This is a genomic window from Afipia sp. GW822-FHT04G07, assembly GCF_058800765.1.
Genome location: NZ_JBXAMP010000001.1, coordinates 3,070,672 through 3,095,408, shown reverse-complemented (window position 1 = coordinate 3,095,408; position 24,737 = coordinate 3,070,672). Strand labels below are relative to the sequence as shown.

General features: G+C 62.2%; 29 protein-coding genes. 9 read left to right on the top strand and 20 right to left on the bottom strand.

Annotated elements, in window-relative coordinates:
• The first annotated feature begins 266 nt into the window (after positions 1-266).
• The gene (locus AC1RKJ_RS15125) at positions 267-1,931 is read left to right on the top strand and encodes an MFS transporter (protein ID WP_492791746.1); all 1,665 of its coding nucleotides are present in this window, start codon (positions 267-269) and stop codon (positions 1,929-1,931) included.
• A 96-nt stretch (positions 1,932-2,027) separates the two neighbouring features.
• Here the strand turns inward: AC1RKJ_RS15125 and AC1RKJ_RS15120 are convergent, their stop codons facing one another.
• Together AC1RKJ_RS15120 and AC1RKJ_RS15115 are read right to left on the bottom strand one after the other, a co-directional pair.
• Positions 2,028-2,501, bottom strand: a complete 474-nt coding sequence (locus tag AC1RKJ_RS15120; RefSeq protein WP_492792763.1) for a hypothetical protein — start codon at positions 2,499-2,501, stop codon at positions 2,028-2,030.
• Positions 2,502-2,649: 148 nt separating this feature from the next.
• Positions 2,650-3,273 (bottom strand): 2-hydroxychromene-2-carboxylate isomerase, encoded by a 624-nt coding sequence (locus AC1RKJ_RS15115; protein ID WP_492791745.1) that lies wholly within the window; start codon positions 3,271-3,273, stop codon positions 2,650-2,652.
• A gap of 277 nt (positions 3,274-3,550) precedes the next feature.
• Here AC1RKJ_RS15115 and AC1RKJ_RS15110 point away from each other — a divergent pair, with 277 nt between their 5' ends.
• The 5 genes from AC1RKJ_RS15110 (at position 3,551) to AC1RKJ_RS15090 (ending at position 6,183) form a co-directional block, all read left to right on the top strand.
• Positions 3,551-3,934, top strand: coding sequence for an AtpZ/AtpI family protein (locus AC1RKJ_RS15110; RefSeq protein WP_492791744.1), 384 nt, complete (start codon positions 3,551-3,553; stop codon positions 3,932-3,934).
• A 102-nt stretch (positions 3,935-4,036) separates the two neighbouring features.
• Positions 4,037-4,786: a F0F1 ATP synthase subunit A gene (locus AC1RKJ_RS15105; protein ID WP_492791743.1), complete on the top strand. Its 750-nt coding sequence runs from the start codon at positions 4,037-4,039 to the stop codon at positions 4,784-4,786.
• A 61-nt stretch (positions 4,787-4,847) separates the two neighbouring features.
• Positions 4,848-5,075, top strand: coding sequence for a F0F1 ATP synthase subunit C (locus AC1RKJ_RS15100; RefSeq protein WP_006022884.1), 228 nt, complete (start codon positions 4,848-4,850; stop codon positions 5,073-5,075).
• Positions 5,076-5,137: 62 nt separating this feature from the next.
• Positions 5,138-5,695 (top strand): F0F1 ATP synthase subunit B family protein, encoded by a 558-nt coding sequence (locus AC1RKJ_RS15095; RefSeq protein ID WP_492791742.1) that lies wholly within the window; start codon positions 5,138-5,140, stop codon positions 5,693-5,695.
• 5 nt (positions 5,696-5,700) lie between these two features.
• A complete protein-coding gene (locus tag AC1RKJ_RS15090) occupies positions 5,701-6,183 on the top strand; it encodes a F0F1 ATP synthase subunit B family protein (RefSeq protein WP_492791741.1) in 483 nt (160 codons plus the stop codon).
• Positions 6,184-6,257: 74 nt separating this feature from the next.
• On the opposite strand, the gene AC1RKJ_RS15085 is transcribed toward AC1RKJ_RS15090, so the two are convergent.
• From AC1RKJ_RS15085 to coxB, 13 genes are all read right to left on the bottom strand, one after another.
• The gene (locus AC1RKJ_RS15085) at positions 6,258-6,941 is read right to left on the bottom strand and encodes a hypothetical protein (RefSeq protein ID WP_492792762.1); all 684 of its coding nucleotides are present in this window, start codon (positions 6,939-6,941) and stop codon (positions 6,258-6,260) included.
• A gap of 129 nt (positions 6,942-7,070) precedes the next feature.
• Entirely contained in the window at positions 7,071-7,658 is a 588-nt protein-coding gene (locus tag AC1RKJ_RS15080; protein ID WP_492791740.1) for a GNAT family N-acetyltransferase, read from the bottom strand.
• 104 nt (positions 7,659-7,762) lie between these two features.
• Positions 7,763-8,161: a YbaN family protein gene (locus tag AC1RKJ_RS15075; protein ID WP_492791739.1), complete on the bottom strand. Its 399-nt coding sequence runs from the start codon at positions 8,159-8,161 to the stop codon at positions 7,763-7,765.
• Between the two features lie 42 nt (positions 8,162-8,203).
• A complete protein-coding gene (locus AC1RKJ_RS15070; RefSeq protein ID WP_492791738.1) occupies positions 8,204-9,493 on the bottom strand; it encodes a M16 family metallopeptidase in 1,290 nt (429 codons plus the stop codon).
• Positions 9,490-10,908 carry a threonine synthase gene (gene thrC, locus AC1RKJ_RS15065; RefSeq protein WP_492791737.1) on the bottom strand — a complete coding sequence of 473 codons (1,419 nt, stop codon included), beginning with the start codon at positions 10,906-10,908 and terminating at the stop codon, positions 9,490-9,492. Before thrC ends, AC1RKJ_RS15070 begins: the two co-directional genes overlap by 4 nt.
• Positions 10,909-11,043: 135 nt before the next feature.
• The gene (locus AC1RKJ_RS15060) at positions 11,044-11,811 is read right to left on the bottom strand and encodes an SURF1 family protein (protein ID WP_492791736.1); all 768 of its coding nucleotides are present in this window, start codon (positions 11,809-11,811) and stop codon (positions 11,044-11,046) included.
• A complete protein-coding gene (locus AC1RKJ_RS15055; RefSeq protein WP_492791735.1) occupies positions 11,808-12,197 on the bottom strand; it encodes a DUF983 domain-containing protein in 390 nt (129 codons plus the stop codon). The genes AC1RKJ_RS15060 and AC1RKJ_RS15055 overlap by 4 nt, the downstream gene beginning before the upstream one ends.
• Positions 12,198-12,277: 80 nt before the next feature.
• Positions 12,278-13,135, bottom strand: a complete 858-nt coding sequence (locus AC1RKJ_RS15050) for a cytochrome c oxidase subunit 3 (protein WP_492791734.1) — start codon at positions 13,133-13,135, stop codon at positions 12,278-12,280.
• 63 nt (positions 13,136-13,198) lie between these two features.
• The gene (locus tag AC1RKJ_RS15045; RefSeq protein WP_492791733.1) at positions 13,199-13,813 is read right to left on the bottom strand and encodes a cytochrome c oxidase assembly protein; all 615 of its coding nucleotides are present in this window, start codon (positions 13,811-13,813) and stop codon (positions 13,199-13,201) included.
• Between the two features lie 34 nt (positions 13,814-13,847).
• Positions 13,848-14,030 carry a cytochrome c oxidase system small membrane protein gene (locus AC1RKJ_RS15040; RefSeq protein ID WP_492791732.1) on the bottom strand — a complete coding sequence of 61 codons (183 nt, stop codon included), beginning with the start codon at positions 14,028-14,030 and terminating at the stop codon, positions 13,848-13,850.
• On the bottom strand, positions 14,027-14,968 hold the full coding sequence (locus tag AC1RKJ_RS15035; RefSeq protein ID WP_492791731.1) for a heme o synthase: 942 nt from the start codon (positions 14,966-14,968) through the stop codon (positions 14,027-14,029). The genes AC1RKJ_RS15040 and AC1RKJ_RS15035 overlap by 4 nt, the downstream gene beginning before the upstream one ends.
• 75 nt (positions 14,969-15,043) lie before the next feature.
• Positions 15,044-16,660, bottom strand: a complete 1,617-nt coding sequence (gene ctaD, locus AC1RKJ_RS15030) for a cytochrome c oxidase subunit I (protein WP_492791730.1) — start codon at positions 16,658-16,660, stop codon at positions 15,044-15,046.
• Positions 16,661-16,744: 84 nt separating this feature from the next.
• Positions 16,745-17,590 carry a cytochrome c oxidase subunit II gene (coxB, locus tag AC1RKJ_RS15025; RefSeq protein WP_492791729.1) on the bottom strand — a complete coding sequence of 282 codons (846 nt, stop codon included), beginning with the start codon at positions 17,588-17,590 and terminating at the stop codon, positions 16,745-16,747.
• 463 nt (positions 17,591-18,053) lie between these two features.
• Here coxB and AC1RKJ_RS15020 point away from each other — a divergent pair, with 463 nt between their 5' ends.
• The 3 genes from AC1RKJ_RS15020 (at position 18,054) to lepB (ending at position 20,958) form a co-directional block, all read left to right on the top strand.
• Positions 18,054-18,593 carry an invasion associated locus B family protein gene (locus AC1RKJ_RS15020; protein ID WP_492792761.1) on the top strand — a complete coding sequence of 180 codons (540 nt, stop codon included), beginning with the start codon at positions 18,054-18,056 and terminating at the stop codon, positions 18,591-18,593.
• A 115-nt stretch (positions 18,594-18,708) separates the two neighbouring features.
• Complete coding sequence (tldD, locus tag AC1RKJ_RS15015) at positions 18,709-20,148, top strand: metalloprotease TldD (protein ID WP_492791728.1); 1,440 nt, start codon at positions 18,709-18,711, stop codon at positions 20,146-20,148.
• 24 nt (positions 20,149-20,172) lie between these two features.
• Positions 20,173-20,958 (top strand): signal peptidase I, encoded by a 786-nt coding sequence (gene lepB, locus AC1RKJ_RS15010; RefSeq protein WP_492791727.1) that lies wholly within the window; start codon positions 20,173-20,175, stop codon positions 20,956-20,958.
• Positions 20,959-20,978: 20 nt separating this feature from the next.
• Here the strand turns inward: lepB and AC1RKJ_RS15005 are convergent, their stop codons facing one another.
• The 5 genes from AC1RKJ_RS15005 to AC1RKJ_RS14985 all read right to left on the bottom strand — a co-directional run bounded on the left by AC1RKJ_RS15005 (position 20,979) and on the right by AC1RKJ_RS14985 (position 24,664).
• Positions 20,979-21,470 carry a DUF6644 family protein gene (locus AC1RKJ_RS15005; protein ID WP_492791726.1) on the bottom strand — a complete coding sequence of 164 codons (492 nt, stop codon included), beginning with the start codon at positions 21,468-21,470 and terminating at the stop codon, positions 20,979-20,981.
• Positions 21,470-21,826: a DUF6152 family protein gene (locus AC1RKJ_RS15000; RefSeq protein ID WP_492791725.1), complete on the bottom strand. Its 357-nt coding sequence runs from the start codon at positions 21,824-21,826 to the stop codon at positions 21,470-21,472. Before AC1RKJ_RS15000 ends, AC1RKJ_RS15005 begins: the two co-directional genes overlap by 1 nt.
• An 84-nt stretch (positions 21,827-21,910) precedes the next feature.
• Positions 21,911-22,414: a PAN domain-containing protein gene (locus AC1RKJ_RS14995; protein WP_492792760.1), complete on the bottom strand. Its 504-nt coding sequence runs from the start codon at positions 22,412-22,414 to the stop codon at positions 21,911-21,913.
• Between the two features lie 276 nt (positions 22,415-22,690).
• The gene (locus AC1RKJ_RS14990) at positions 22,691-24,061 is read right to left on the bottom strand and encodes a glutamate--cysteine ligase (RefSeq protein WP_492791724.1); all 1,371 of its coding nucleotides are present in this window, start codon (positions 24,059-24,061) and stop codon (positions 22,691-22,693) included.
• A gap of 99 nt (positions 24,062-24,160) precedes the next feature.
• Positions 24,161-24,664, bottom strand: a complete 504-nt coding sequence (locus AC1RKJ_RS14985) for a MarR family winged helix-turn-helix transcriptional regulator (protein WP_492791723.1) — start codon at positions 24,662-24,664, stop codon at positions 24,161-24,163.
• Positions 24,665-24,737 lie beyond the last annotated feature (73 nt).

The following is a 24,737-nucleotide window of genomic DNA, read 5'->3' as shown; positions in this document are numbered from 1 at the left end:
GCCCCACGGTAATACTGGATTCAAGTGTTTACCGCGCCGTTTAGTCTTGCAACCCGCGAGCGAAAACGACAAGCGCTCGTGCCCGCAAATGCAACGATTGTGCAGTGCAAGGTATGTCGGACCTCCATATGCGCTGGCCGAAAGTCTTATAGGGCGTTGTTTCACGCCGATGTTACCGTATTTGCGAACTTCTCGCGTTTTTGAACCGGCGAAAGAACGGCGCGCAGAAGCGATTTTTTCAGCAACACGTTTTGGGGAGCATTGAAATGGCCACTGTGACTACGACCTCGCCACGCGCGGGCGGCATGACGAAGGACGAACGTTTCGTCATCTTCGCTTCATCGCTCGGCACCGTTTTCGAATGGTACGATTTTTACCTTTACGGCTCGCTCGCCGCGATCATCGGCGCGCAGTTCTTCTCGGCCTATCCGCCAGCGACCCGCGACATCTTCGCGCTGCTCGCGTTCGCCGCAGGCTTCCTGGTTCGTCCGTTCGGCGCCATCGTGTTCGGCCGCATCGGCGACATCGTCGGCCGCAAGTACACGTTCCTCGTCACCATTCTCATCATGGGCCTGTCGACCTTCATCGTCGGCCTGCTCCCGAACGCTGCCACCATCGGCATCGCGGCTCCGATCATTCTGATCGCCCTGCGTCTGGCGCAGGGCCTCGCGCTCGGCGGTGAATACGGCGGCGCAGCTACCTACGTCGCGGAGCACTCGCCTCCCGGCAAGCGCGGCTACTACACCTCGTTCATTCAGACCACCGCGACACTCGGCCTGTTCCTGTCGCTGCTGGTGATCCTGTTCACCCGCACGATTCTCGGCGAGGCGGAATTCGCGTCCTGGGGCTGGCGCATTCCGTTCCTGCTCTCGGTCGTGCTGCTCGGCGTCTCGGTCATCATTCGACTGAAGCTGAACGAATCCCCCGTGTTCCAGAAGATGAAGGACGAGGGCAAGGGCTCGAAAGCGCCGCTGACCGAATCCTTCGGCAACTGGAGCAACGCCAAGATCGTTCTGATCGCGCTGCTCGGCGGCGTCATGGGTCAGGGCGTGGTCTGGTACACTGGCCAGTTCTACGCGCTGTTCTTCCTGCAATCGATCCTGAAGGTCGACGGCTACACCGCGAACCTGCTGATCGCGTGGTCGCTGCTGCTCGGCACCGGCTTCTTCATCGTGTTCGGCGCCCTGTCCGACAAGATCGGCCGCAAGCCGATCATTCTGGCAGGCTGTCTGATCGCGGCGCTGACCTTCTTCCCGATCTTCCGCATGATCTCGAGCAACGCCAACCCGCAGTTGGAAAAGGCCATCGAGACGGTGAAGGTTTCGGTGGTGGCGGATCCGAAGGGTTGCGGCGACTTGTTCAACCCGGTCGGCACCCGCGTGTTCTCGGCACCTTGCGATCTTGCCCGCGACTTCCTTGCGAAGTCCTCGGTCAAGTACGAAACCGTCGCTGGTCCGGCAGGCTCGCCCGTCGCCATCAAGATCAACGGAACGGACGTACCCTACACCACGCCGGCAGCATCTAACGCTGGTGCAACCGCCGCCCTACAGGCTGCCGGTTATCCGAAGCCCGGCGCCAACACGACACTCGTGAAGATGAGCAATCCGTTCGATATCTTCCGGCCGCAGGTGGCCGCGATTATCGGACTTCTGTTCATTCTCGTGATCTTCGTGACCATGGTGTACGGCCCGATCGCGGCGATGCTGGTCGAACTGTTCCCGACCCGCATCCGCTACACGTCAATGTCGCTGCCCTACCATATCGGCAACGGCTGGTTCGGAGGATTGTTGCCAGCAACGTCCTTCGCAATCGTGGCGTCGACCGGCGACATCTACGCCGGCCTTTGGTACCCGGTGATCTTCGCATTGATCACCGTGGTGATCGGCTTCTTCTTCCTGCCGGAAACCAAGGACGTCGATATCACCAAGTAAAATTCGAGGGTCAGACGGCATCGTCGCCTGACCCTCACATTCCAAACCACAACGGCCGCGGAACAACCCGCGGCCGTTTTTTTACGCCGATAAATCTCAGATCTCGGACAGTCTTTTCTGAAGACGGACGGCCATTTCGATCAGCCGGTCCCATACGCGATCGATCAGCGCCATCAGCTTTTCGTGTTCTGGCGGCAGTTGCAGTTCGATCTTCTTGTCGGGCGACGATTTGTTGTCCGGCAACGCCTGCGCGCTTTTCTTCGAATCTTCTTTCGCCAGCGGCGCGTCCGTCTTGCCGTTCACGGTGTCGCGCTGCGCGAGTTCGTCTTTCAAGCGCTTGTTGTCAGCCTGAAGCCGTCCGATCTCGGAATCGAGCGCCGCCCGTTCGTCCGGCACAAGGCGGCATGTCCACCCGCCACTATTGGTACAAGTGGAGACCGTTCCGTTGCGGGTATCGAGCCGCAGGAATCCATCCGGAACGGGTGACAGCACAAAACGGCCATTCTCGGTGTCAGGCGCTGACTGAGCCCGCGCCTCGCCGTTGAACATCAGCACCGATGCCACCGCCATTGCAGCAAGCACCCTCGCTGCAAGACAAGCCGGACGGCGCGACACCGGGAATGGTGCTTCAACGCGCAAGTCATGCCCGCGCATGACTTCAGCAAGCATGTCACTCACAAGCATGGGCTTCCTCGTCTGCTCGAAGCCGTCGCCTGCCTCAGACTTCGGAGGTGTAGGCTTTTCGGCCGGACTTCAACGCATCGGCCAGCAATTCGATCCGGTCCTGGCCCCAGAAAACCTCGCCGTCCAGCACCCAGCAGGGTGAGCCGAATACACCTGACGCAATGGCGTCCTGACGGTTCTGTTCGTAAGCGGCCCTGATTTCGTCCGAGACCGCATGCGCCACAATCTTTGCCCCCGGCAACCCCGCTTCATCCGCCAGCCGGGTCACTGTCGCCGGGTCCGCAAGATTGAGTTCTTGCTCCCAGAGCCCCACGAATGCGCGGCGCACGAACGGCTCGGGATTGAGCCCCACGGCGGCCGCCGCAACGGCCACGCCATCTGCAAGCCGGGGATCGGCTGGAAAAAATTGCGGCTTGAGATTGAACGTGAGACCGCGCTTGTCGCGCCAGCGCTGCAACTCCATCATCCGATAGCGCTGTCTGGCCGGATGACGTTTTGCCAGTGGCAAGCCTCCCGTTTCGGAAAAAACCTCGATCAGCTGAACCGGCTTGTAATTGACCTTGAGCTGGTGCGCGGCGGCGAGATCCTCAAACAATGCGTGCCCGATGTAGGCCCATGGCGACTGGGTGGAAAAATAGTAGTCGATCTGGCGCGCCATCTGGCCTCCGGCTGTCCGAATTCTGGAAATTGCGAAGCTATCACAACGAGCCGAAAACGCGCCCGTCAGCGCCGCATGGCATACCCTGTTATCGCAGTGCGGCGAGTGCGCGCAGCAGCAGGAATTTTTCCATAATTTTCCGAGATATTTCAATCTGATAGATGGTAATTAGGCAATCTTGACTTGACCGTAGGCCGTCAGTATGGTCCGCGCGGTTTCCGTGGGTGGCGGGGCGTTTTTCTCTGAAATCGCGCGACGGGCGTAGGTGTCGACAGCAATGGCGAACGGCACACACGGCAAGGGTCGCGGCGAAGGTGAGCAAGACAAGCCGACGGCCGACGAAGCTGCGCTCTCCGCAAGGCTCGACCGTCTGAATCATCGGCTTTCCGAAGTCCGGAAAGACCGCAAAATCCAGACCGATCAGTCGGGAAGCGGGGCAGGCCCCTCCAACGCATCCGCGATGGCACGGGGGTTTCGCCTCTCCTCCGAATTGATTGCAGGCGTGCTTGTCGGAGCGGTCATCGGCTGGGGTATCGACCGTCTATTGTCGACATCGCCCTGGGGTCTCATCGTGTTTTTTCTGCTTGGCTTCACCGCCGGTGTGATCAACGTGATGCGGGCAGCCGGCGTCGCAAACCGCGACGCGTCCGACCGCTCCTGACAGGGTCCCGCGACCGATCCTGGGAATCGCTTGGAATTTCAAGCCAGTTCGCTGGCGGGTGTTACTGTCCGGCATGCCGGCAAAGATGAAAGACGAACGTGGATGGCCGATCCGATCCATCAATTTGAGATCCACAAGATCTTCTCGCTGGGCCATATCGGCGGCCAGGAGATCGCGTTCACCAACTCGTCAGCCTACATGTTCGGCTCGGTCGCTCTCGTCGCGCTGCTGATGATCGGCGGCAGCGCCGGCCGCCGTCTGGTGCCGAACCGTATCCAGTCCCTCGCGGAACTGTCCTACGAATTCGTCGGGAATACGCTGAGGGAAAGCGTCGGCGAAGAAGGCATGAAGTTTTTCCCGTTCGTGTTCTCGCTGTTCGCCTTCATCCTGACCGCGAACCTCATCGGCCTCATTCCGTACACCTTCACCGTGACCAGCCATCTGATCGTCACGCTGGCGCTGGCGCTGATGGTGTTCCTGACCGTGCTGCTCTACGGCCTCTACAAGAACGGCTTCAAATTCTTCAAGCTGTTCGTCCCCTCGGGCATTCCCCTTTATATCCTGCCGCTGATCATGGTGATCGAGGTCATCTCGTTCCTGTCGCGGCCGGTGTCCCATTCCGTGCGTCTGTTCGCAAACATGCTGGCGGGTCACATCACCCTCAAGGTGTTCGCGGGTTTCGTCACGTCGCTGAGCGCGCTCGGCGCACTTGGCATTTTCGGTTCGGTATTGCCGCTGGCGATGACGACCGCGCTCACCGGCCTCGAATTTCTCGTGGCTTTCCTGCAGGCCTACGTCTTCACCATCCTGACCTGCATCTATCTGAACGACGCACTTCACCCGGGACACTGAATTCAAGACCCGGATTTCACTTCATCCAACGACACCAACATCCCAAGAAGGAGTTTCTACTATGGATCCAGTCGCAGCAAAGTACATCGGCGCCGGCATTGCATGTCTCGGCATGGGCGGCGCGGGTATCGGCGTCGGCATGATCTTCAGCCAGTTCCTCAACGGCGCGCTTCGCAACCCGTCCGCCTCGCAGGGCCAGTTCGCGAACCTGATCTTCGGCTTCGCCGTGACCGAAGCGCTCGGCATCTTCTCGCTGCTGATCGCGCTGCTGCTGCTGTTCGCCGTCTGATTTCGGATGATGCGTTGCCGCGGTCTCGATTGAGCCGCGGCTGACGCAAACAGGAGACGCTCATGGCGACGGGTCAGAGCACTGCAAAGGGCACGACCGCCCACACTGCGGCAGACGGACATGGCAAGGCGGGGTTCCCGCCTTTCCAGAAGGAAACGTTTGCCTCGCAGCTGGTGTCGTTCGCGATCGCCTTTGCGCTGCTTTACTTCATCGTGTCGAAGTTCGCGCTCCCGCGCGTCGGCGGCATCATCTCCAACCGCGAAGGCGTGATCGAAAACGATCTCGCCGAGGCGCAGAAGCTCAAGGACGAGTCTGACGAAGCCCTGAAGGCCTATGAAACCGAGCTCGCCAATGCGCGCGCGCGGGCTCAGGCCATCGGCTCGGAGACCCGTGACAAGCTGAATGCGCAGGCCGAAAGCGATCGCAAGACGCTGGAAGCCAGCCTCGCAACCAAACTCGCCGATGCCGAAAAGACCATTGCCGCAACCCGCACGACGGCGATGGGCAATGTCCGCTCGATCGCATCGGATGCGGCTGCGGCCATCGTCCAGCGCCTCACCGGCGTTGCGCCTGACAGCAAGGCTGTCGACAGCGCAGTCGATGCGTCCTTGAAGGGATAACGACGATGTTCGAAGCAGAATTCTGGGTCGCCGTCGCTTTCGTCCTTTTGATGGGCGTGTTCGGCTATTTCGGCGTTCACCGCACTGTTCTGAAGGCGCTCGACAATCGCCGCGACCGTATTCAGCGGGAACTCAACGACGCCCGCCGCCTCAAGGAAGAGGCTGCGAAGCTGGTCGAGGAATATCGCGCCCGCCGCGCCAGCGCGGAACGCGAAGCGCAGGAGATCGTCACCAGCGCCAAGGCAGAGGCTGAACGTATTGCAGCCGAAGCCAAGGTGAAGATGGAAGACTTCGTCGCTCGCCGCACCAAGACCGCCGAAGGCAAAATCGCGCAGGCAGAAAGCCAGGCGATCGCGGATGTCCGCGCAGCGGCTGCTGAGGCCGCAGTGACCGCGGCGTCGTCGATCATGACGCAGTCAGTCAAGGGTTCGGTCGCCGACGACCTGATCGCCAAGGGCATCCAGGACGTTCGCAGCAAGCTGAACTGACAACATTACCGCTTAAACGAAAGCCGGCCGCGACAATCTCGCGGCCGGCTTTTTGTTTGGGCGCATGATGCGCGTTATTTCTTCCGCTTGCGCGCGGCGGGCTCCGGCTTCAGCGCGGCCGGATCGAAACCGACATAGAAAATGTATTTGTCGTTCGCTGCCGCCGTCGGCGTCGGATAGGTGACGTCTTCGGCGACGAGGCTGAACTCGGTGTTCTCACCTTCCATCGTCACGGTGGTCCGGATCGCCTTGGTGGTGATGACCTTCTCCGGCGCGCCTTCCTGCACGACGGCTACGCGCATCGGCACATCGACGGTCGCGGGCGCACCCGCAGGCCCTGTGATGATGCGGCCCATGATGCCGATCCGCGCGGTGACCTGACCGCCCTGCAAATTACAGTCGCGCGCCGTGCGCGTGATCGATCCCTGATAGCGCAGGTCGTTGCCCGAGGCGGGCTTGCCCGGCAGCCCGACGGCCAGCGTGGATGCGCCGAACCGGATCGCGACGCTGGGACAGGTCAGATCGCTGTTCTCGGATGCCTGCGTCGATGGCGCGGACGTCGTGGTGGCTTCCTGCGACTTCGAACTGAATAGCTGGCTGAACCTGCTGCCGAACGACGATCCCGACGACGACGAATCGCCGGATGACGAGCCCGACGAGCCAAACATGCTGCCGCCGCCGCAGCCCGACAGCGCCGCGCTTGCCGCAACCGCCAGCACAGCAACTGCTGTGCGCTTCAAAAGCCTGTCACCCGCCATCATTGCTTCCAGTCGGCCCGAGAGATCAAAGAGAGATCGGAGAGAAAAATCGGAGAGGGATCGGAGACGGCCTTATAGCAGGGCAAAGACGGCGAACCAAAGGCGCTGCATCGCCAAGACGGCGGCTGGTTAACCGCGGAAATCCTCGTCCAGCAGGCCGTAGAGGTAATGGTCCTGCCAGACCCCGTTGATGCACAGATAGCGCCGGGCCAGTCCCTCGCGGGCAAACCCGCATTTCTCCAGCACCCGGATCGAGGACTGGTTGGTCGGGATACAGGCGGCCTCGATGCGATGCAGGTTGAGTTCGCCGAACAGGGTCGGCAACAGCACACGCAGCGCCCGGGTCATATAGCCCTTGCCGGCATGAGGCTGGCCGATCCAGTAACCGACGGTGCCGGCCTGCACGATCCCGCGCCGCACATTGGCCAGCGTTACCCCGCCGATGAGCGTGCCGTCGTCCTCCCGAAGCACCACGAAGGGATAGGCCCTGTCCTCGGACACGTCTTCGGCGTAGCGGCGCAGCCGCCTGCGGAAACCCGAGCGGGTCAGATCGTCGGACGGCCAGATCGGCTCCCACGGCGTCAGAAACGAGCGGCTGATCTCGCGCAACTCGCTCCATTGCCCGTAATCGGCCATTTGCGGCGCACGCAGCAGAAGCCCGTGTCCGCGCGGGGCGAGCGCCGGAGCCGTTGCCGAGGGAAGACGAAACAGGGCCATGCCGGACCCTCCCCGTATCCGGACGCCGATGGCGCGTCCGCGTAGTATTCCGTTAGCACAATTCTCCGCTTATTCCGAACTCCACCTGTGCGGACAGGTGCGCTCTACGATGGCCGCGAGACGACATACACGGCGCCCGTCAGCATCAAGGCCGCAACGGCAAGCGTGAGCGACAAGCCGGGATTGACGGTCAGATGGAAGATCATGAAGCCCGCAGTCATTCCGCCGAGCGCGGCCAGCTTCGCCTTGCGTGGAATGGCTCCGCGTGCGCGCCATTCCCGCAGGATCGGACCGAAGCGGCCATGCTGCAGCAGCCAGTTCTCGAACCGCTCGGACGAACGCGCAAAGCACGCCGCCGCCAAAATAAGGAATGGCGTCGTGGGCAAAACGGGCAGGAATGCCCCGATAAAACCCAGCGCGACGAAGAAAAATCCCAGGGCAAGAAAGACAGCCCGCAGCAGGCGCGGATAGCGAGAACCGTGTCCTGCGGGATCTGCGCTCACGTCATCACATGCCGAAACTGTCGCGCCGGTGAAGTTGCACCCTCAATGCAGAAGAGCTTTGGCCTTCGGCCGCGCCAGCCCTTCGGCAAGGCTGACAGCGGTGTCGAGGCCGCGCCCTGCCCCCAGCGCCACCACCGCCGGACGGCTGCGGCTGAGCAGCGCCCGCGCCGCGTTGCGCGTCGATTCAATGCTGACCGCATCGATCCGCGCGACCAGTTCTTCCGAGGTCAGCGGACGCCCGTAAGCCAGAATGTGCCGCGCCAGTTGCTCGGCGCGCGAGCTGCAGCTTTCCATTCCCATCAGAAGGCCCGCCTTCATCTGTGCCTTGGACCGGGATATTTCCGCTTCAGTGAGCGTTTCGACCGCGTTGTTCATTTCATCGACAATGACTTCCACCATCTCCGGCGCGTCGGTGGGATCGGTGCCGGTATAAAGCCCGAAGAATCCGGTATCGGAATAGGCCGCGTGGAAGGTGTAGATCGAATAGCAGAGCCCGCGCTTCTCGCGCACCTCCTGAAACAGCCGCGACGACATGCCGCCGCCCAGGATGTTGGTGAAGACCTGCAGGCTGAACAGCGACAGATCCGACTGCGGCACGCCTTCAAGCGCCAGCGTGAGATGCGCCTGCTCGAGATCGCGGTGAATGACGCGAGTGCCGCCCTTGCCGAACATCGCAGGCGTAGGCTTCGGTGCCGGCGTGCCGTCGAAACTCGCGAAACGCTGTTCGACTTCCGCAACCACATGCTTGTGATCGACAGCACCTGCGGCAGCGACGACCATTTCGGGGCCGCGATAATGCGTCGACAGATAGCCTTGCAGATTGTCGCGATTGAACGCGGCCAGCGTCTGCGGCGTACCCAGCAGGGAGCGGCCCATCGGCTGGTCCGGATAACACATTTCGCTCAGGTGCTCGAAGATCGCATCGTCCGGCGTATCCTGCGCCGCGCCGATTTCCTGTTCGATCACACTCTTCTCGCGCTCAAGTTCTTCGGCATCGAACGACGGGTTAGCGAGAATATCGGACAGCACATCGAGCGCCAGCGGCACGTCGGCCTTCAACACGCGCGCGTAATAGGCCGTCGTCTCGGTCGAGGTCGCCGCATTGAGGTCGCCGCCGACCGCCTCGATTTCTTCCGCGATCTGCTGCGACGTCCGCCGTGTCGTGCCCTTGAAGGCCATGTGTTCCAGCAGATGTGACATGCCGTGTTCATTCGGCTTCTCGTCGCGGCCGCCGACGCCGGTCCATACGCCGAGCGCGGAGGTCTCCAGATGCGTCATGGTGTCGGTGACAACGGTCAAACCCGAAGGCAGCTTGGTAACGTTGACGCTCATCCGGCGATCCCTTGCTTGGCGGCGCGGCTCACCGAGACGATAAACCGTTCGACCTCTGTCTGGTCGTTCTTCATGACCTTGATGTGTTCAGGCTTCGTCATCAGGCCGTCGAGCCACGCGGGCAGCGGCGGACGCATTCCGCACGCAGCCTCGACGGCATCCGGGAACTTGGCGGCATGCGCGGTCGAGAGCACAATGTTCGGCACCGTCGACACCGGCTTGTCCTGATCCGCGACCGCGAGCGCAACAGCGGTATGCGGATCGATCAGTTCGCCCGCCTCGCGCCACGCAGCGCGGATCGCCGCACTGGTCTCGGTCTCGTCGGCGCGTCCTGCGTCGAATTCGTCGCGAATTTGTTTCAACACCGCGTCGCTCAGCACAAAGCGTCCCGACTGCGCCAGTGAACCCATCAGCGCGCGCACAGCGGCGCTGTCGCGGCCGGTCGCCTCGAACAGCAACCGCTCGAAGTTCGACGAGATCTGAATGTCCATCGACGGCGACGTGGTGGCGTGAACCTGCTTGACCTCGTAAATGCCGGTCTTGAGCGTGCGCGCCAGAATGTCGTTGACGTTGGCGGCGATCCGCAGCCGCCTGACGGGAAGGCCCATGCGCTTGGCGACATAGCCCGCGAAGATATCGCCGAAATTTCCGGTCGGCACCGTGAAATCGACTTCGCGCGCAGGCGCGCCAAGCGCCACAGCCGACGTGAAGTAATAAACCACCTGCGCCACAATACGCGCCCAGTTGATCGAGTTGACGCCCGACAGCGAGACGGAATCGCGGAATTTGTGATGGTTGAACAGGCCCTTCACGATGCCCTGACAATCGTCGAAGTTGCCTTCGATCGCGAGCGCATGGACGTTGGCCGCGCCGCTGGTGGTCATCATGCGCCGCTGCACGTCGGAAATACGCCCGTCCGGAAACAGCACGATGAGATCGGCGTTGTCGCGACCGGCAAATGCATCGACCGCCGCACCGCCGGTATCGCCGGAGGTTGCAACCACGATGGTGGTGCGCTGTCCCCGTTTGGCCAGCACATGATCCATCAGCCGCGACAGCAACTGCATCGCCACGTCCTTGAACGCGAGCGTGGGGCCGTGAAACAGTTCCAGCACGAAACGATCCGGCGCGATCTGGCTGAGCGGCACCACGGCCGGATGGCGGAAGGTCGCGTAGGCTTCAAGCGCCATACGGCCGAGATCGGCTTCGGAAATTTCGTCCGCGACGAACGGGCGGATCACCTCGACGGCGACTTCCCAATAGGGGCGGCCAAAGAATCCGGCGATCGTTTCGCTGGAGAGCTGCGGCCAGACCTCCGGCACATAGAGGCCGCCGTCCCGGGCAAGCCCGGTCAGCATCACGTCGCAAAAGCCAAGGCGGGGAGCCTCGCCCCGTGTCGAAATATAGCTCGTCAAGCGATCCTCCAAAGGCTCAAGCCTAGTGCAAGCCTTTGATATTGAATGATGATTGACTTCACCCGCAGGGAAATCGAACCGCACCATATCGGCTGCGATCCGGCTTCACAAGGAAACCGGATCGCTCCGCGAGGCTCAGATGAGGCCCCGCCGCCGCCCTCTGACCCAGAAACCGAAGGCGATTGCGACCACCAGTGCGAGGCCGAACCATGTGATGGCATATTGCAGGTGATCGTCCTTGAGATGGACGTGCAACGGACCCGGTTTCGGGGTGCCCGACGGTGGCACCGGCGCTTCCAGATCGATATAGAACGGCGCCACGTCACCCCAGCCGAGCGCCTGCGCCATGGCGCGGTGATCGCGCGAGAACCACAGCCGCTTGGCAGCGTCCTGGTCCGGCGTGAACGTGCCGGGCTTTTCCGGAAAGCGAATGTAGCCGGTCATCGCGACCGGCGCGCCGGTCACGAGCCGCGTCACCGCGCGGTCCTGCTGCGCGCGATCCTGCATCGTGTTCTGCACGAAGCCCGCATTGATCACCACGACGCGGCCGTCAGCCAGCCGCGCCGGCATAAAAGCCCATGTGCCCGGCCCGGAAATGTCGTCGCGCACCGCCGAACCGGAACTGTAGATCATGGCGTCCGGCTTCGACTCGAAGGTCGCACTGAAAGAGACGCGCAGAAATTCGTCGTGCGCGGAATTGAGCGTGGGCCATTCCGCGGCAGATGGCAGCGCGCGCGGCGCGCCCGCAAGCCGCTCGGTGAGCGCCGCGATCAGCGCATGCTTTTCGTCCTTGCGGCGAAGTTGCCAGACGCCGAGGCTCGCCAGCACCGACACCATGATCAGCGCGATCAGCGCGAGGCCGAAAATGCCGCGCGCGGGCCTGGCCGTTTTCACCTGACTCATTTCGGGTCACGCCCGACGAGTTGTCCCTCGGCGGCCTTGTGATGATACTGAAGCGCGATCAGCAGCGCCTTCATCGACCGCAGCGGCAGCAATGTCGTTGCCAGGATCAGCGGCCCCCACAACGCAGCGTGGACCCAGAATGGCGGCTGGTACTTGATCTCGACGATCAGCGCGGAGCCGACCACAATGAAGCCCGCGATCATGATGATGAACACGGCCGGACCGTCTCCCGCATCGATGAAAGCGTAATCGAGACCGCAGGCCTCGCAGCGCGGACGCAACGTCAGAAACCCCGCATAGAGCTTGCCTTCGCCGCAGCGCGGACACTTGCAGGCAAGACCGCGCATCGCGGTTTGCGCCAGGGTCGCGGGAACGTGCTGGTCCATGCCCGTACTCGTCTCCAAAGAAAAAGGGCGGCACGGTGGCCGCCCTTCAATCTAGGTCTTTTGAACGACCATTGCGACGGTTAGTGCGCGCCGTGCGCCATGGTCGATGCGCCATGTCCCCAGACATAGATCACGACAAACAGGAACAGCCAGACCACGTCCACGAAATGCCAGTACCACGCGGCAAATTCGAAGCCGAGATGCTGCTTCGGTGTGAAATGGCCCGCATACGCGCGCAGCAGACACACCAGCAGGAAGATGGTGCCGACCAGCACGTGGAAACCGTGGAAGCCGGTCGCCATGAAGAACGTCGCGCCGTAAACGTTGCCGGCAAAGCTGAACGCGGCGTGGCCGTATTCATAGGCCTGCACGCAGGTGAACAGAGCGCCCAGGGCGATGGTGAGGATCAGTCCGTACTTCAGGCCCTTGCGGTCGCCTTCGAGCAGCGCGTGATGAGCCCAAGTCACCGTGGTGCCGGAGGTCAGCAGGATCAGCGTGTTGAGCAGCGGCAGATGCCACGGATCGAAAGTCTCGATGCCCTTCGGCGGCCAGACGCCACCGAACAGCGCCTCACGCGTGGCGTGAACCGGATCGGCCGGGAACAGCGCTGCGTTGAAATAGGCCCAGAACCACGCCACGAAGAACATCACTTCGGAGGCGATGAACAGGATCATGCCGTAGCGGTGATGAAGCTGCACGACGCGGGTGTGATCGCCCTTGTACTGCGCCTCGCGGATCACGTCCGCCCACCAGCTCGCCATGGTGTAGAGCACGCCGATGGTGCCGACGCCGAACACAATCGGCGCGCCGGCGAACATCTTGTGCATCCATGCGACGGCGCCCACGGCCATGATGAAAGCCGAGATCGAACCGACGACCGGCCATGGGCTCGGATCGACGAGATGATAATCGTGGTGCTTGGCTTGGCCCGTTGCCATGTGGTCTCTCCGTGATGCCGGTGTCATCCGGCGCGTGTCGTCGTTATGGTCGAAAACAGAAGATCAAAGGTTGCCCTTGCGCTTGTCCGTCTCCGTTGCCGCAAGCGGCTTTGGCGCAGGATCTTTCACAGGGTAGAACGTATAGGACAGCGTGATGGTGTTGAGGTCGTCATACTCATGATCCGCGACCAGCGCCGGATCGACGTAGAACACCACCGCCATCTCGCGCTTCTCGCCAGGACCGAACGATTGCTCGGTGAAGCAGAAGCAATTGATCTTCTGGAAGAACGAACCTGCCGTGAGCGGTGCGACGTTATAGGCGGCGACGCCCGTGGTCGCGCGCGCGGCCTGATTGGTCACCGTGTAGTAAGCGGTGACCACCTCGCCGATCTTGACGCTGATCTCGGTCTGCTCGGCCTCGAACTTCCAGGGCAGCCCGCCGCTCACATTCGAGTCGAACCGCACGGCGATCCGGCGCTCGAGCGTGCCTGCAGGCGCGGACGTCGCAACCTGCGTGGTGCCGTTGAATCCGGTGGCGCGGCAGAACCAGTCGTAGAACGGCACCGCTGCGTAGGAAGCGCCGACCATGAACGCCACGACGAAACCGCAGATCGACGCGACCATGATGTCGCGGCTGACCCGAGGCGTCTTCCTGGTGCTCGTTGGTTGCTGCGTCATGGGCTGCGTGTCGTTGTCCATTCGTTCAGTGCCGTCAGATCGGCCGTGAGAGCACGATCGGGCCCTTCACCAGCGTCACTGCGAAAAACAGGATCACCAGCACACCCAAGGCAAGTGCAATGGCAATGGAACGCTCGCGCTGGCGCTTTTTCTGCTCCGGCGTGAGAACGATGCCTTCTTGCGGCTTCTTGCTGTCCATGACGATACCCGCGCTCATGACCAGAACATCCGCGCGAGCGCCGCAACCACCACTTCACACAGCAGCACGGCAAACAACCCGAACAGATAGAGGATCGAAAACTTGAACAACGCGCGCGTCGCTTGCAGGCCGGCACTGCCGGTGCGCTCGCGATAAACGCGCACCGCGTACCACATCATGCCGGCGCCGAGGATGGCCGCCGTTACGCCGTAGACGGCGCTGAAATATCCCAGCGGCCACGGCGCGATCGCGACTGCGACCAGCAGGATCGTGTAGAGCAGGATTTGCAGCCGTGTCGCATCCGGGCCGGCAACGTTCGGCAGCATCGGGATGTTGGCGCGTCCGTAATCGTCGGTGCGGAACAGAGCCAGCGCCCAGAAGTGCGGCGGTGTCCACAGGAAGATGATGAGAAACAGCAGGATCGGCTCCGGCGACAGCGATCCGGTGGCCGCGGCCCAGGCCACCACCGGCGGCAATGCGCCGGCGGCACCGCCGATCACGATGTTCTGTGCGGTCCAGCGCTTCAGCCACATCGTGTAGACGACGACGTAAAAGAAGATCGTAAAAGCCAGCAGCGCACCCGCGAGCCAGTTCACGAGAATGCCGAGCGTCATCACCGAGAAGAACGCCAGCGTCAGACCGAAAGCAAGCGCCTCGCCGGGCAGGATACGCCCACGCGGAATCGGGCGGTTCGCGGTGCGCGACATCAGCGCATCGATATCGGCCTCGTACCACATGTTCAGCGCGCCGGCCGCGCCGCCGCCGACCGCGATGCAGAGGATCGACGTGATCGCCAGCACGGGATGAAAATGACCCGGCGCGATCACGAGTCCGACCAGCGCGGTGAACACCACCAGCGACATCACGCGCGGCTTCAGCAGCGCGATGTAATCCGCGACGCCCGCCTCGGAGATACGAGGCGACATATCTATCGCGCGATGGTCGACAGCCGACACTTGTTGCTCACTTCCCTGAACGTTTCAGCCGCCACGACCTTTCAGCCGTGGCGGATGCTTTACCCAGCCGCGAAATTACTGAACGCGCGGCAGAACTTCGAACTGATGGAACGGCGGCGGCGACGACAGCGTCCATTCCAGCGTGGTTGCACCGGCGCCCCACGGATTGTCGGCGGCCTGTTCCTTGCGGACGAACGCCTGGATCACGCCGTAGATGAAGATCAGCACGCCGAACGCGGAGATGTACGAGCCGATCGACGACACCAGATTCCAACCGGCGAATGCATCGGGATAATCGATGTAGCGGCGCGGCATGCCCGACAGGCCGAGGAAATGCTGCGGGAAGAACACCAGGTTCACGCCGACGAAGGTCACCCAGAAGTGCGCCTTGGCGATGGTCTCGTTGTACATGTAACCGAACATCTTCGGGAACCAGTAGTACCAGCCCGCGAAGATCGCGAATACGGCGCCCAGCGACAGCACGTAGTGGAAGTGGGCGACGACGTAATAGGTATCCTGCAGCACGCGGTCGACGCCGGCGTTGGCGAGCACCACGCCGGTCACGCCGCCGAGCGTGAACAGGAAGATGAAGCCCATCGCCCAGATCATCGGAGCGCGGAATTCGATCGATCCGCCCCACATGGTGGCGATCCACGAGAAGATCTTCACGCCGGTCGGCACCGCGATGACCATGGTCGCCGCGACGAAATAGGCCTGCGTCGCGGATGACATGCCCACCGTGTACATGTGATGCGCCCAGACCACGAAGCCGATGCCGCCGATGGCGACCATGGCGTAGGCCATGCCGAGATAACCGAACACAGGCTTGCGCGAGAAGGTCGAGACGATCTGCGAGATCATGCCGAAGCCCGGCAGGATCAGGATGTACACTTCGGGGTGACCGAAGAACCAGAACAGATGCTGGAACAGCACCGGATCGCCGCCGCCGTCGGCCGCGAAGAACGTGGTGCCGAAGTTGCGGTCGGTCAGCAGCATGGTGATGGCGCCGGCCAGAACCGGCAGCGACAGCAGCAGCAGGAACACGGTGACGAGAATCGACCACACGAACAGCGGCATCTTGTGCATGGTCATGCCAGGCGCGCGCATGTTGAAGATCGTGGTGATGAAGTTGATCGCGCCGAGAATCGACGATGCACCGGCGATATGCAGCGACAGGATCGCGAAATCGACCGCGGGACCGGGATGGCCCGAGGTCGAGAGCGGCGCGTACATCGTCCAGCCCGCACCGACGCCGTTCGCGCCCGGCTCGCCCTCGACGAAGGTCGAGATCAGGAGCAGCGCGAAGGAAGCCGGCAGCAGCCAGAACGAAACGTTGTTCATGCGCGGGAACGCCATGTCCGGTGCACCGATCATCAACGGCACGAACCAGTTGCCGAAGCCGCCGATCATTGCCGGCATCACCATGAAGAAGATCATGATGAGGCCGTGGGACGTCACGAACACATTGTAGGTGTGGGCTTCATGGAAGAGCTGCACACCGGGATACATCAGCTCGATGCGGATCGCGACCGACATTGCGCCGCCGATGACACCCGCGACGATCGCGAAGATAAGGTACATCGTGCCGATGTCCTTATGGTTCGTCGAATAGACATAACGCCGCCACCCGGTCGGGTGATCGTGCGCATGGTCGTCATGAGCGTGATCATGTGTTGCAGCGGAGGTGGCCATTTTCAAATCCTTTAAGCCTTGCAGTCCCGTCAGCCTTGCGACCGTGAGCGTCGTGCGCCCGGCCGCCCTTGTCCGTCGATGCGCTTACTGCGCGACAGCCCCGATCGAAGCGTAGGAATTCGCCGGAGTGCTTGCATACTTCTTCTTCGCGGCCTCGACCCATTTCGTGAAATCGGCGTCGCTCACAACCTTGATCGCGATCGGCATGTAGGCGTGGTCCTTGCCGCACAATTCCGAGCACTGGCCGTAGAACATGCCTTCCTTGGTCGCCTTGAACCATGTCTCGTTGAGACGGCCGGGAACGGCGTCGATCTTGACGCCGAATGCCGGCATCGCGAAGGAGTGGATCACGTCGGCGCCTGTGACCTGCACCCGGATCACCTTGTTCACCGGCACAACCACTTCGTTGTCGACGGCCAGAAGGCGCGGCTGCTTGTCGGCGACCATCAGCGAGTCGAATTCGAACTTGCCGTTGTCGGGATAGGCGTAGCTCCAGTACCACTGCTTGCCGGTGGCCTTGATCGTCAGATCAGCCTTCGGAATATCAAGCTGCTGGAAAAGCAGACGGAACGACGGTACGGCGATGCCGACCAGAATCAGGACCGGCACGATGGTCCAGACCACTTCGATCAGCGTGTTATGGGTGGTCTTGGAAGGGACCGGGTTCTTCTTGGCGTTGAACTTGACCGCCACGATGCCGAGCAAAATCGCGACGAAGACCGTGATCGCGGTGATGATCCAGAGCAGAAAATTGTGGAACCAGGTGATGTTGTCCATTACCGGCGACGCGGACGGCTGGAGCGCGTATTCCCAGGGCGAGGGCTGACCCAGCGTCCCGGCCGCGAAAGCTGCCCCTGCCGTTGCCAGCGCGGTGGCAGCCACCGCAAAACCCAGTACTCGGCGGCCGATTTGGCCCTTCGACATCTTCATGCCGCTCTCGCTCCTGCTCTCGTCGTCCCGGCGATCCCGCCGGGCGGCAAGATCTGCTTCTAAGCCTGCATTTTTAGGCGCGTTCAGGATTTCGGCCTTCGGCCCAAGGTTAGAACGCGTCGAATTTCCCGTTCCTCAAACCATAATTCCATGCCTACCGCAATGCACGTTATAAGGTGTCTGAAAGAGCCGAATCCCATTGGCAAATCGGCCAAAACTGACGGCCCTGCGGCGGGAGAATGCTTGACACTTGGATTGCTCGTTGTACCCACGGGCGACATAGGTGGCGAAAACCCGATTCGTGGCTGTAGAGGTGGTGCGTCCCGGCGATAACTTGCCCTCAAGACGCCGTCATTACCCTATCAATCCAGCCCTCAGGCAGGAGACGCTGGGGGAACTGCCGGGACAGGCCGTAATTGTCATGCCGGGAATGGCCGAGATCACTGCCAAGGAATTGAGCCTGATGGGCATGCGAAACCAACCTTTCTCAATCCGCAATCACGCGATCCTGCCGATTCGGCTCGCGATTGTCGCGGTGGCGACTCTTCTGGCGACTGCCGCTCCGGCCAGCGCGCAGGGAGCCGTCAAATCCGTCCACGGTGACTGGCAGATCCGCTGCGATACCCCCGCAGGCGCGCAGGGCGAGCAATGCGCCCTGATCCAGAGCGTCGTCGCCGAAGACCGTTCCAATGCGGGACTGACGGTTATTATTCTCAAAACCGCGGACCAGAAGAGCAAGCTGATGCGGGTGGTCGCGCCGCTCGGCGTCCTGCTGCCGTCAGGCCTCGGGCTCAAGCTGGACGATAAGGACGTGGGGCGCGCCGGTTTTGTGCGCTGCCTGCCGAACGGGTGTGTTGCCGAAGTCGTGATGGACGATACGCTGCTCAATCAGTTGAAAACCGCAAAAACCGCGACCTTCATTATCTTCGAGACCCCGGAAGAAGGCATCGGCTTCCCCCTCAGCCTGAAAGGGCTCGGCGAAGGCTACGACAAGCTGCCGTAGACTCTTCCGCGAGAGCCGGAAAATGCTCCCCTCGCCCTCCGGCACGATCGTCCCTATCTTGTGGGCCTGACCCTCGCCGCCATTTTTGCGGCTTCGGAGTTCCCGGGAGTTTTTTATGAGCCAATCGTCCGACACCGTCGCCGTCACCGCCTCCCTGCTCGATCGCGCCGGTCTCGACCGTGACGACGTGCGCAAGCAGGTCGTGCGCGGGCTGGAGGGAGCCGACGACGGCGAACTGTTTCTCGAATACCGCCAGTCCGAAGGGCTCGGCTTCGACAACGGCCGCCTCAAGCAGGCGACCTACGACACGGCGCAGGGCTTCGGCCTGCGCGCGGTCAAGAACGACGCAGTCGGCTACGCCCATTCCTCCGACGTATCGTTGCCCGCGCTGATCCGCGCCGCGGATGCAGTTCATGCGGTGCGCGGCGGCTATTCCGGAACATTCGCAACCGCCCCCGGCCACACCAACACGCGGCTTTATGGCGACGAGAATCCGCTCGACGGCCAGAGCTTCGAAAGCAAGGTGAAGCTGCTGGCCCAGATCGACGCCTATGTGCGCGACAAGGATCCTCGCGTTCGGCAGGTCTCCGTCAGCCTCGGCGCGACGTGGCAGATCGTGGAAATCCTGCGCCCCGATGGCGAGAGCTATCGCGACGTCCGCCCGCTGGTGCGCGTGAACATTTCCGTGGTCGCAGGCAACGGCGACCGGCAGGAAAGCGGCAGCCATGGCTACGGCGGACGCGAGGGTTATGCGCGCTTCATCGAGACCAAGGCATGGCGCTCGGCGGCCGACGGCGCGATCCGTCAGGCGCTGGTCAATCTGGAGTCAGTGCCCGCGCCCGCAGGCGAAATGGACGTGGTGCTCGGCCCCGGCTGGCCCGGCGTGATGCTGCACGAAGCCGTGGGTCACGGGCTCGAGGGCGACTTCAACCGCAAGCAGACCTCGGCCTTCTCGGGCCTGATGGGCCAGCAGGTCGCGGCCAAGGGCGTGACCGTGGTCGATGACGGCACCATCTCATCGAAGCGCGGCTCGTTGTCGATCGACGACGAAGGCACGCCAACCAATCGCACCGTGCTGATCGAGGACGGCATTCTCGTCGGCTACATGCAGGACCGCCAGAACGCACGGCTGATGAACATGAAGCCGACCGGCAACGGACGGCGCGAATCCTATGCGCATGTGCCGATGCCGCGCATGACCAACACCTACATGCTGGCCGGCGGCCGCGATCCCGCGGAAATTCTTGGCTCCGTCAAAAACGGAATCTTCGCCGCGAATTTCGGCGGCGGCCAGGTCGACATCGTTTCGGGCAAGTATGTCTTCCAGTGCACCGAGGCTTACAAAATCGAAAACGGAAAACTCGGCGCGCCGCTGAAAGGCGCAATGCTGATCGGCAACGGCCCCACCGACCTGCATCGCATTTCAATGGTCGGCAACGATCTGCAACTCGACGACGGTATCGGCACCTGCGGCAAACAGGGCCAGGGCGTGCCGGTCGGCGTCGGTCAGCCGACACTGCGGATGGATCGCATCACCGTCGGCGGCACCGGCTAGGCACAACCAGTTTCGGAAACGATCATGTCCGAGCACAGAGAAGAGCTGGAAATTCCGCGCACCGCGAAGCCGTCGCGGTCCTGGACCCGATCGCTTGTCGAAATCGTCGCGGCCTTCCTGATCGTGATGGCGGCAAAGGGCGCGCTCGCCGAGCCGTTTTACGTGCCGTCGGGCTCGATGGAGCCGACGCTGCTGATCGGCGATGCGCTGCTGGCGTCGAAATATCCCTACGGTTACAGCGCGGCATCGCTGCCGGTGAACGTGGCGCTCCCCGCGACCGGACGTGTATTCGGCGCGCTGCCCGATCGCGGCGACGTCGTGGTGTTCCGCTGGCCCGGCGACACGTCGCAGGTCTGGGTCAAGCGCGTGGTGGGTTTGCCGGGCGACCATGTGCAAATGCGCGACGGACATTTATGGATCAACGGCCAGCCCGTCTCATTGAAGCCCGACGGCCTCGGTCAGGCCGAGGACGAAGCAGGACGCAACAGGCCCGCGAAGCGCTTTGTCGAGACGCTGCCCGGCGGCCGCGCGCATACGCTGTTCAAGCATCGCGAGCACGGCTTCCTCGACAACACGCCCGACGTCACCGTGCCCCCGGACCACCTGTTCGTCATGGGCGACAACCGCGATAATTCAGCCGACAGCCGCGTGCGTGTCTCCGATGGCGGCGTCGGACTTCTGCCGGTCGCAAATCTCGTCGGCCGTGTCGATGCCATCGTCGGCTCGTGGGATCTCGGCATCAGAAGCCAGCCGGTGTGGACATGGTTGTCGGGATTCCGGATCGCGCGATCGTTTACGTCGGTGCATTGAGATCGCTGCGCGCGTATCCGCTAGAAATACGCGATTGAACGCCCGCAGATCGCGACCGCAATCCAGATCGCAAGCGACGCCATCGCCCCGGTCCGCGCGCCAGAAGGCAACGGAACCAGCGGCGGCAGATCCTTCACCTTCGGCGCGATGAGGATTTCGAACAGCGCTATGTTGAGCAGACCAAGTACAATCAGGCCGAGCTTGACCTGAAACACACGGTTCATGATGACGTGGCTGGCTTCCGCCGTGAACAGGAATGCACCCGACACGACAAGGCCGGCGAACCCGGCCAACGCGACGCGGCGCGCCATCTTCAGCACATAACCCGGTGAGGTCGCGGACAACGCTCCCGCCATCCGCATGTCCATCACGGCGATGGCGCCCGCGAACACCATCAGCGAGACGATGTGACCGACATTGGCGACCATGTAGAGCCAGCGCGATTGCCGGATGGCCGCGCCGAAAGCCGATGCCTCGATCGCGGAGAAGATCGCAGGCGCGGACTCCATCATCAGCGCAACTCGTAGGTCTTGCCGTCCACCGTAATCCGTTCCGCGCGCATCTCGTTCATCTCGATGGTCGAAGGATAGCCATAAGCCGACACCGTCTTGCCGACGGCCACGACTTCAGCCGGCGCGCCGCGCGCGATCATGCGCGATGTCGGCGCCAGCGTCACGGTCCATATTTTGTCCGCGCCCTTCACCGCGATAGTCGCGTGGGGATTCTCGAACGTGCTCGTCAGAATCGAGCCCTCCACCGTCACCGGTTTGCTGGCGTCGTAACTTCCCCAGCCATGATGTGCGACAGCCGTCATGGTCGTGACGGCGAGAATGAAAAATCCAGCGATTGCAAGGCAGCTATGTCTCATCGGAGCGCTCCTGACCGTTCGATCCAGCCCGAACAACCCAACTTAACGCGCAAATCGGATAATCGTTTGTCCCTGCGGAGCGGATTATCGCACCACGCCGGAAATGAACCCCGGCTTGCGGCGCGGCGGTTTCACGTGATCCTTCAGGAAACAGCGCGCTGATTTGCCGATATAACCCGGCCGCGCGTAGGTCCACGCCCGGCACTTGTTGTCGGCATCGCACGCTGCCTTGCATGTCGTGCCCTTCGGATCGACGCCCACTTCGAGATTGCGAAAATCGCCGCCGAGCCTGTCGGTCTCGACTTCCAGCGTGCTGTTGCGCGGCTCGACAACACCGGCGCCGCGAACGCCCGACACGCAGCAGTTGCTCGCGGTACGCGGCGGAACGCTGTTCTTCAGCCAGCAGATTGCGCCGTCTTCATTGACCAGCGGATAATTGAAACTCCACGCCCGGCATTTTCGGTCGCGCTCGCATTGCAGGGCGCAGACCGCAGGATCTCCGGACGGCACCACCGAGCGCGAATAGTCGCCGCCGGGCCGGTCGAAATTGGCTTGCGCGTGCGCGGGCTGACCCTGCACGACAAGCATCACGGCAAGCGCAATGGCGAATGACAAACATGCGTTCAAGCATGATCTGAAAGTACAGATTCGAAGCATGCCATCGCTTTCAGCGGGGGGACGGACGCCATCCGGTGAGCGATGGGCAAACGTCCGGGCGGACAACGCCTATTCAATCGCCGCGCTGATGTATGGCAGATGAACGGCAGATAAATGCCGGAACAACATTCTCGTGAACCGGCGCATCCCGATCGGCAAAGAACCGTGATGCTGTGTGCGGCCTCGCGCTAAGCCCTTGAGAAAACGCTAAAAAGCATACTCGTCATAGGCCGGCTCCACCGAGCCGCCCCAAGCGCCGTTGAATTTCGCGAGGAGCTGTTCGGCCGGCGTATGTCCGCATTCGATGATGCGGTCGAGCGGCTCCAGATACCGCGTCTCGTCGCGACCGAGATGATCAATTCTGCCGCGTCGGGCCAGACCTCTGTGCGCCAGCGCCATGCAGTCCTTGGCCACCTCGAACAGATAGCGGTTGCCGATTTTCGCCTTGAAGCCCAGCCGGGGGACGTCGTCGCGCAAGGCCTGGCGCTCCTGCACGGTCCATCGTCGGGCGATATCCCACGCGGCGTCCAGACTGTCGTTATCGTAAAGCAGCCCAACCCAGAACGCCGACAGCGACGGCAACTGCTGTGACGGCACGCCGTCGGCGCCGCGCATTTCGAGATACCGCTTCAGCCGCACCTCAGGGAAAATCGTCGAGAGATGATTGGCCCAGTCGGACAGCGTCGGCTTTTCGCCTGGCATCATCTTGTTCTTGCCGTCGAAGAAATCGCGGAACGACGATCCGGACACGTCGATGTAATCGTCGCCGCGCTTGACGAAATACATCGGCACGTCGAGCGCGTAATCGACCCAGCGCTCGAAGCCCATGCCGTCCTCGAACGCCCACGGAATCATGCCGGCGCGGGCATTGTCGGTGTCGCGCCAGATTTCGGAGCGGAACGAGAGGAAGCCATTCGGCTTGCCTTCGGTGAACGGTGAATTCGCGAACAGCGCGGTGGCCACCGGCTGCAGCGCTACCGACACGCGCAGCTTCTTGACCATGTCGGCTTCGGAGCAGAAATCGAGATTGGTCTGCACCGTGCAGGTCCGGTACATCATGTCGAGGCCGTACTGGCCCACCTTCGGCATGTAATCGGTCATGATCCGGTAACGGCCTTTCGGCATCACCGGAATCTGTTTGCGCGACCATGATGGCGTCATGCCAAGGCCGAGAAATCCGATGCCAAGCGGTGTCGCGATTTCGCGGACCTGCGCCAGATGCGCCATCAGTTCGGACGAAGTCTGATGCACGGTCTCGACCGGCGCGCCGGACAATTCGAACTGACCGCCCGGCTCCAGCGAGATGGCGCCGCCGCCGGTCACATCGTAAAGCCCGATAATGTTGCCGTTCTCCGTGATCGGCTCCCAGCCGAGCAACAGCTTCATGCCTTCGAGAAGAGCGCCGATACCCCGCGCGCCTTCATAGGGGACGGGCTTGTGGCCTTCCAGCGTGAACGGTGTTTTCTCGTGCTCTGTGCCGATGCGGAATTCGGATTTCGGCTTCACGCCCGCTTCCAGCCACGCGACCAGTTCGTCACGCGACTGCAACGGCGTCATATCAATCTGGTCACGCGCCATGAGACATCCGGGTAAGAAGCGTAGCTGTCATTTTCAGCGCGCGATGCAGGGAAGTGCGACGGATGCAGGCATCCGTAGCCACGAGAGGTAAACAAAGGATCATCGGGCGGACGTGGTTTCTTTGGCAGCGTCCCTGGAGACCGCAACAGCTTGCGGCGCGCCGGCGCAGCAGCCGAGCCTGTCGAGCAGACCGCTCAGCCTGACCGCATCGGCGTCCGACAGTTTCGAGCCGATGTGACGTTCGATCGCCGCGGAATACGAGTTCCACATCCGCTTCTGCAACTCGCGTCCGGCGTCCGTGATCTCGACGAACAGGCCGCGCTTGTCCTTCTCGCACTCGCGACGCACGGCAAGGCCTTCCTCGACCAGACGATCGATCAGGCGCGAGGTGGAATACTGCGGCAGCAACATCTGCTTCTCGAGTTCGACCGGGCGCAGTTCACCGCTCGGCGCGCGCGACAGTTCGAGCAGCGCGTCGTACCAGGCGAGCGGCGGAAATCCCGCCTTCTTGAGATCCTGCTCGACAGCGCCGAGCACCTTGCCTTGAACCCGCATCAGGCGGATCCAGACATCCGTCGCTTCGGTGGATGGTTTGCGTTTCATGGTATCGTCCATGCCGTGGGGACAGCCGAGCTTACCCCAATAAATGCAGTTGCATCAATCTTGACTTATGACA

What these genes read in the sequence shown, in the direction of transcription:
- AC1RKJ_RS15125 (WP_492791746.1), top strand. Translation starts at nt 267, where the DNA reads ATGGCCACTGTGACTACGACCTCGCCACGCGCGGGCGGCATGACGAAG.
- AC1RKJ_RS15120 (WP_492792763.1), bottom strand. Translation starts at nt 2,501, where the DNA reads ATGGCGGTGGCATCGGTGCTGATGTTCAACGGCGAGGCGCGGGCTCAG.
- AC1RKJ_RS15115 (WP_492791745.1), bottom strand. Translation starts at nt 3,273, where the DNA reads ATGGCGCGCCAGATCGACTACTATTTTTCCACCCAGTCGCCATGGGCC.
- AC1RKJ_RS15110 (WP_492791744.1), top strand. Translation starts at nt 3,551, where the DNA reads ATGGCGAACGGCACACACGGCAAGGGTCGCGGCGAAGGTGAGCAAGAC.
- AC1RKJ_RS15105 (WP_492791743.1), top strand. Translation starts at nt 4,037, where the DNA reads ATGGCCGATCCGATCCATCAATTTGAGATCCACAAGATCTTCTCGCTG.
- AC1RKJ_RS15100 (WP_006022884.1), top strand. Translation starts at nt 4,848, where the DNA reads ATGGATCCAGTCGCAGCAAAGTACATCGGCGCCGGCATTGCATGTCTC.
- AC1RKJ_RS15095 (WP_492791742.1), top strand. Translation starts at nt 5,138, where the DNA reads ATGGCGACGGGTCAGAGCACTGCAAAGGGCACGACCGCCCACACTGCG.
- AC1RKJ_RS15090 (WP_492791741.1), top strand. Translation starts at nt 5,701, where the DNA reads ATGTTCGAAGCAGAATTCTGGGTCGCCGTCGCTTTCGTCCTTTTGATG.
- AC1RKJ_RS15085 (WP_492792762.1), bottom strand. Translation starts at nt 6,941, where the DNA reads ATGGCGGGTGACAGGCTTTTGAAGCGCACAGCAGTTGCTGTGCTGGCG.
- AC1RKJ_RS15080 (WP_492791740.1), bottom strand. Translation starts at nt 7,658, where the DNA reads ATGGCCCTGTTTCGTCTTCCCTCGGCAACGGCTCCGGCGCTCGCCCCG.
- AC1RKJ_RS15070 (WP_492791738.1), bottom strand. Translation starts at nt 9,493, where the DNA reads ATGAGCGTCAACGTTACCAAGCTGCCTTCGGGTTTGACCGTTGTCACC.
- AC1RKJ_RS15060 (WP_492791736.1), bottom strand. Translation starts at nt 11,811, where the DNA reads ATGAGTCAGGTGAAAACGGCCAGGCCCGCGCGCGGCATTTTCGGCCTC.
- AC1RKJ_RS15055 (WP_492791735.1), bottom strand. Translation starts at nt 12,197, where the DNA reads ATGGACCAGCACGTTCCCGCGACCCTGGCGCAAACCGCGATGCGCGGT.
- AC1RKJ_RS15050 (WP_492791734.1), bottom strand. Translation starts at nt 13,135, where the DNA reads ATGGCAACGGGCCAAGCCAAGCACCACGATTATCATCTCGTCGATCCG.
- AC1RKJ_RS15045 (WP_492791733.1), bottom strand. Translation starts at nt 13,813, where the DNA reads ATGACGCAGCAACCAACGAGCACCAGGAAGACGCCTCGGGTCAGCCGC.
- AC1RKJ_RS15040 (WP_492791732.1), bottom strand. Translation starts at nt 14,030, where the DNA reads ATGAGCGCGGGTATCGTCATGGACAGCAAGAAGCCGCAAGAAGGCATC.
- ctaD (WP_492791730.1), bottom strand. Translation starts at nt 16,660, where the DNA reads ATGGCCACCTCCGCTGCAACACATGATCACGCTCATGACGACCATGCG.
- coxB (WP_492791729.1), bottom strand. Translation starts at nt 17,590, where the DNA reads ATGAAGATGTCGAAGGGCCAAATCGGCCGCCGAGTACTGGGTTTTGCG.
- AC1RKJ_RS15020 (WP_492792761.1), top strand. Translation starts at nt 18,054, where the DNA reads ATGGGCATGCGAAACCAACCTTTCTCAATCCGCAATCACGCGATCCTG.
- tldD (WP_492791728.1), top strand. Translation starts at nt 18,709, where the DNA reads ATGAGCCAATCGTCCGACACCGTCGCCGTCACCGCCTCCCTGCTCGAT.
- lepB (WP_492791727.1), top strand. Translation starts at nt 20,173, where the DNA reads ATGTCCGAGCACAGAGAAGAGCTGGAAATTCCGCGCACCGCGAAGCCG.
- AC1RKJ_RS15005 (WP_492791726.1), bottom strand. Translation starts at nt 21,470, where the DNA reads ATGATGGAGTCCGCGCCTGCGATCTTCTCCGCGATCGAGGCATCGGCT.
- AC1RKJ_RS15000 (WP_492791725.1), bottom strand. Translation starts at nt 21,826, where the DNA reads ATGAGACATAGCTGCCTTGCAATCGCTGGATTTTTCATTCTCGCCGTC.
- AC1RKJ_RS14995 (WP_492792760.1), bottom strand. Translation starts at nt 22,414, where the DNA reads ATGCTTGTCGTGCAGGGTCAGCCCGCGCACGCGCAAGCCAATTTCGAC.
- AC1RKJ_RS14990 (WP_492791724.1), bottom strand. Translation starts at nt 24,061, where the DNA reads ATGGCGCGTGACCAGATTGATATGACGCCGTTGCAGTCGCGTGACGAA.
- AC1RKJ_RS14985 (WP_492791723.1), bottom strand. Translation starts at nt 24,664, where the DNA reads ATGAAACGCAAACCATCCACCGAAGCGACGGATGTCTGGATCCGCCTG.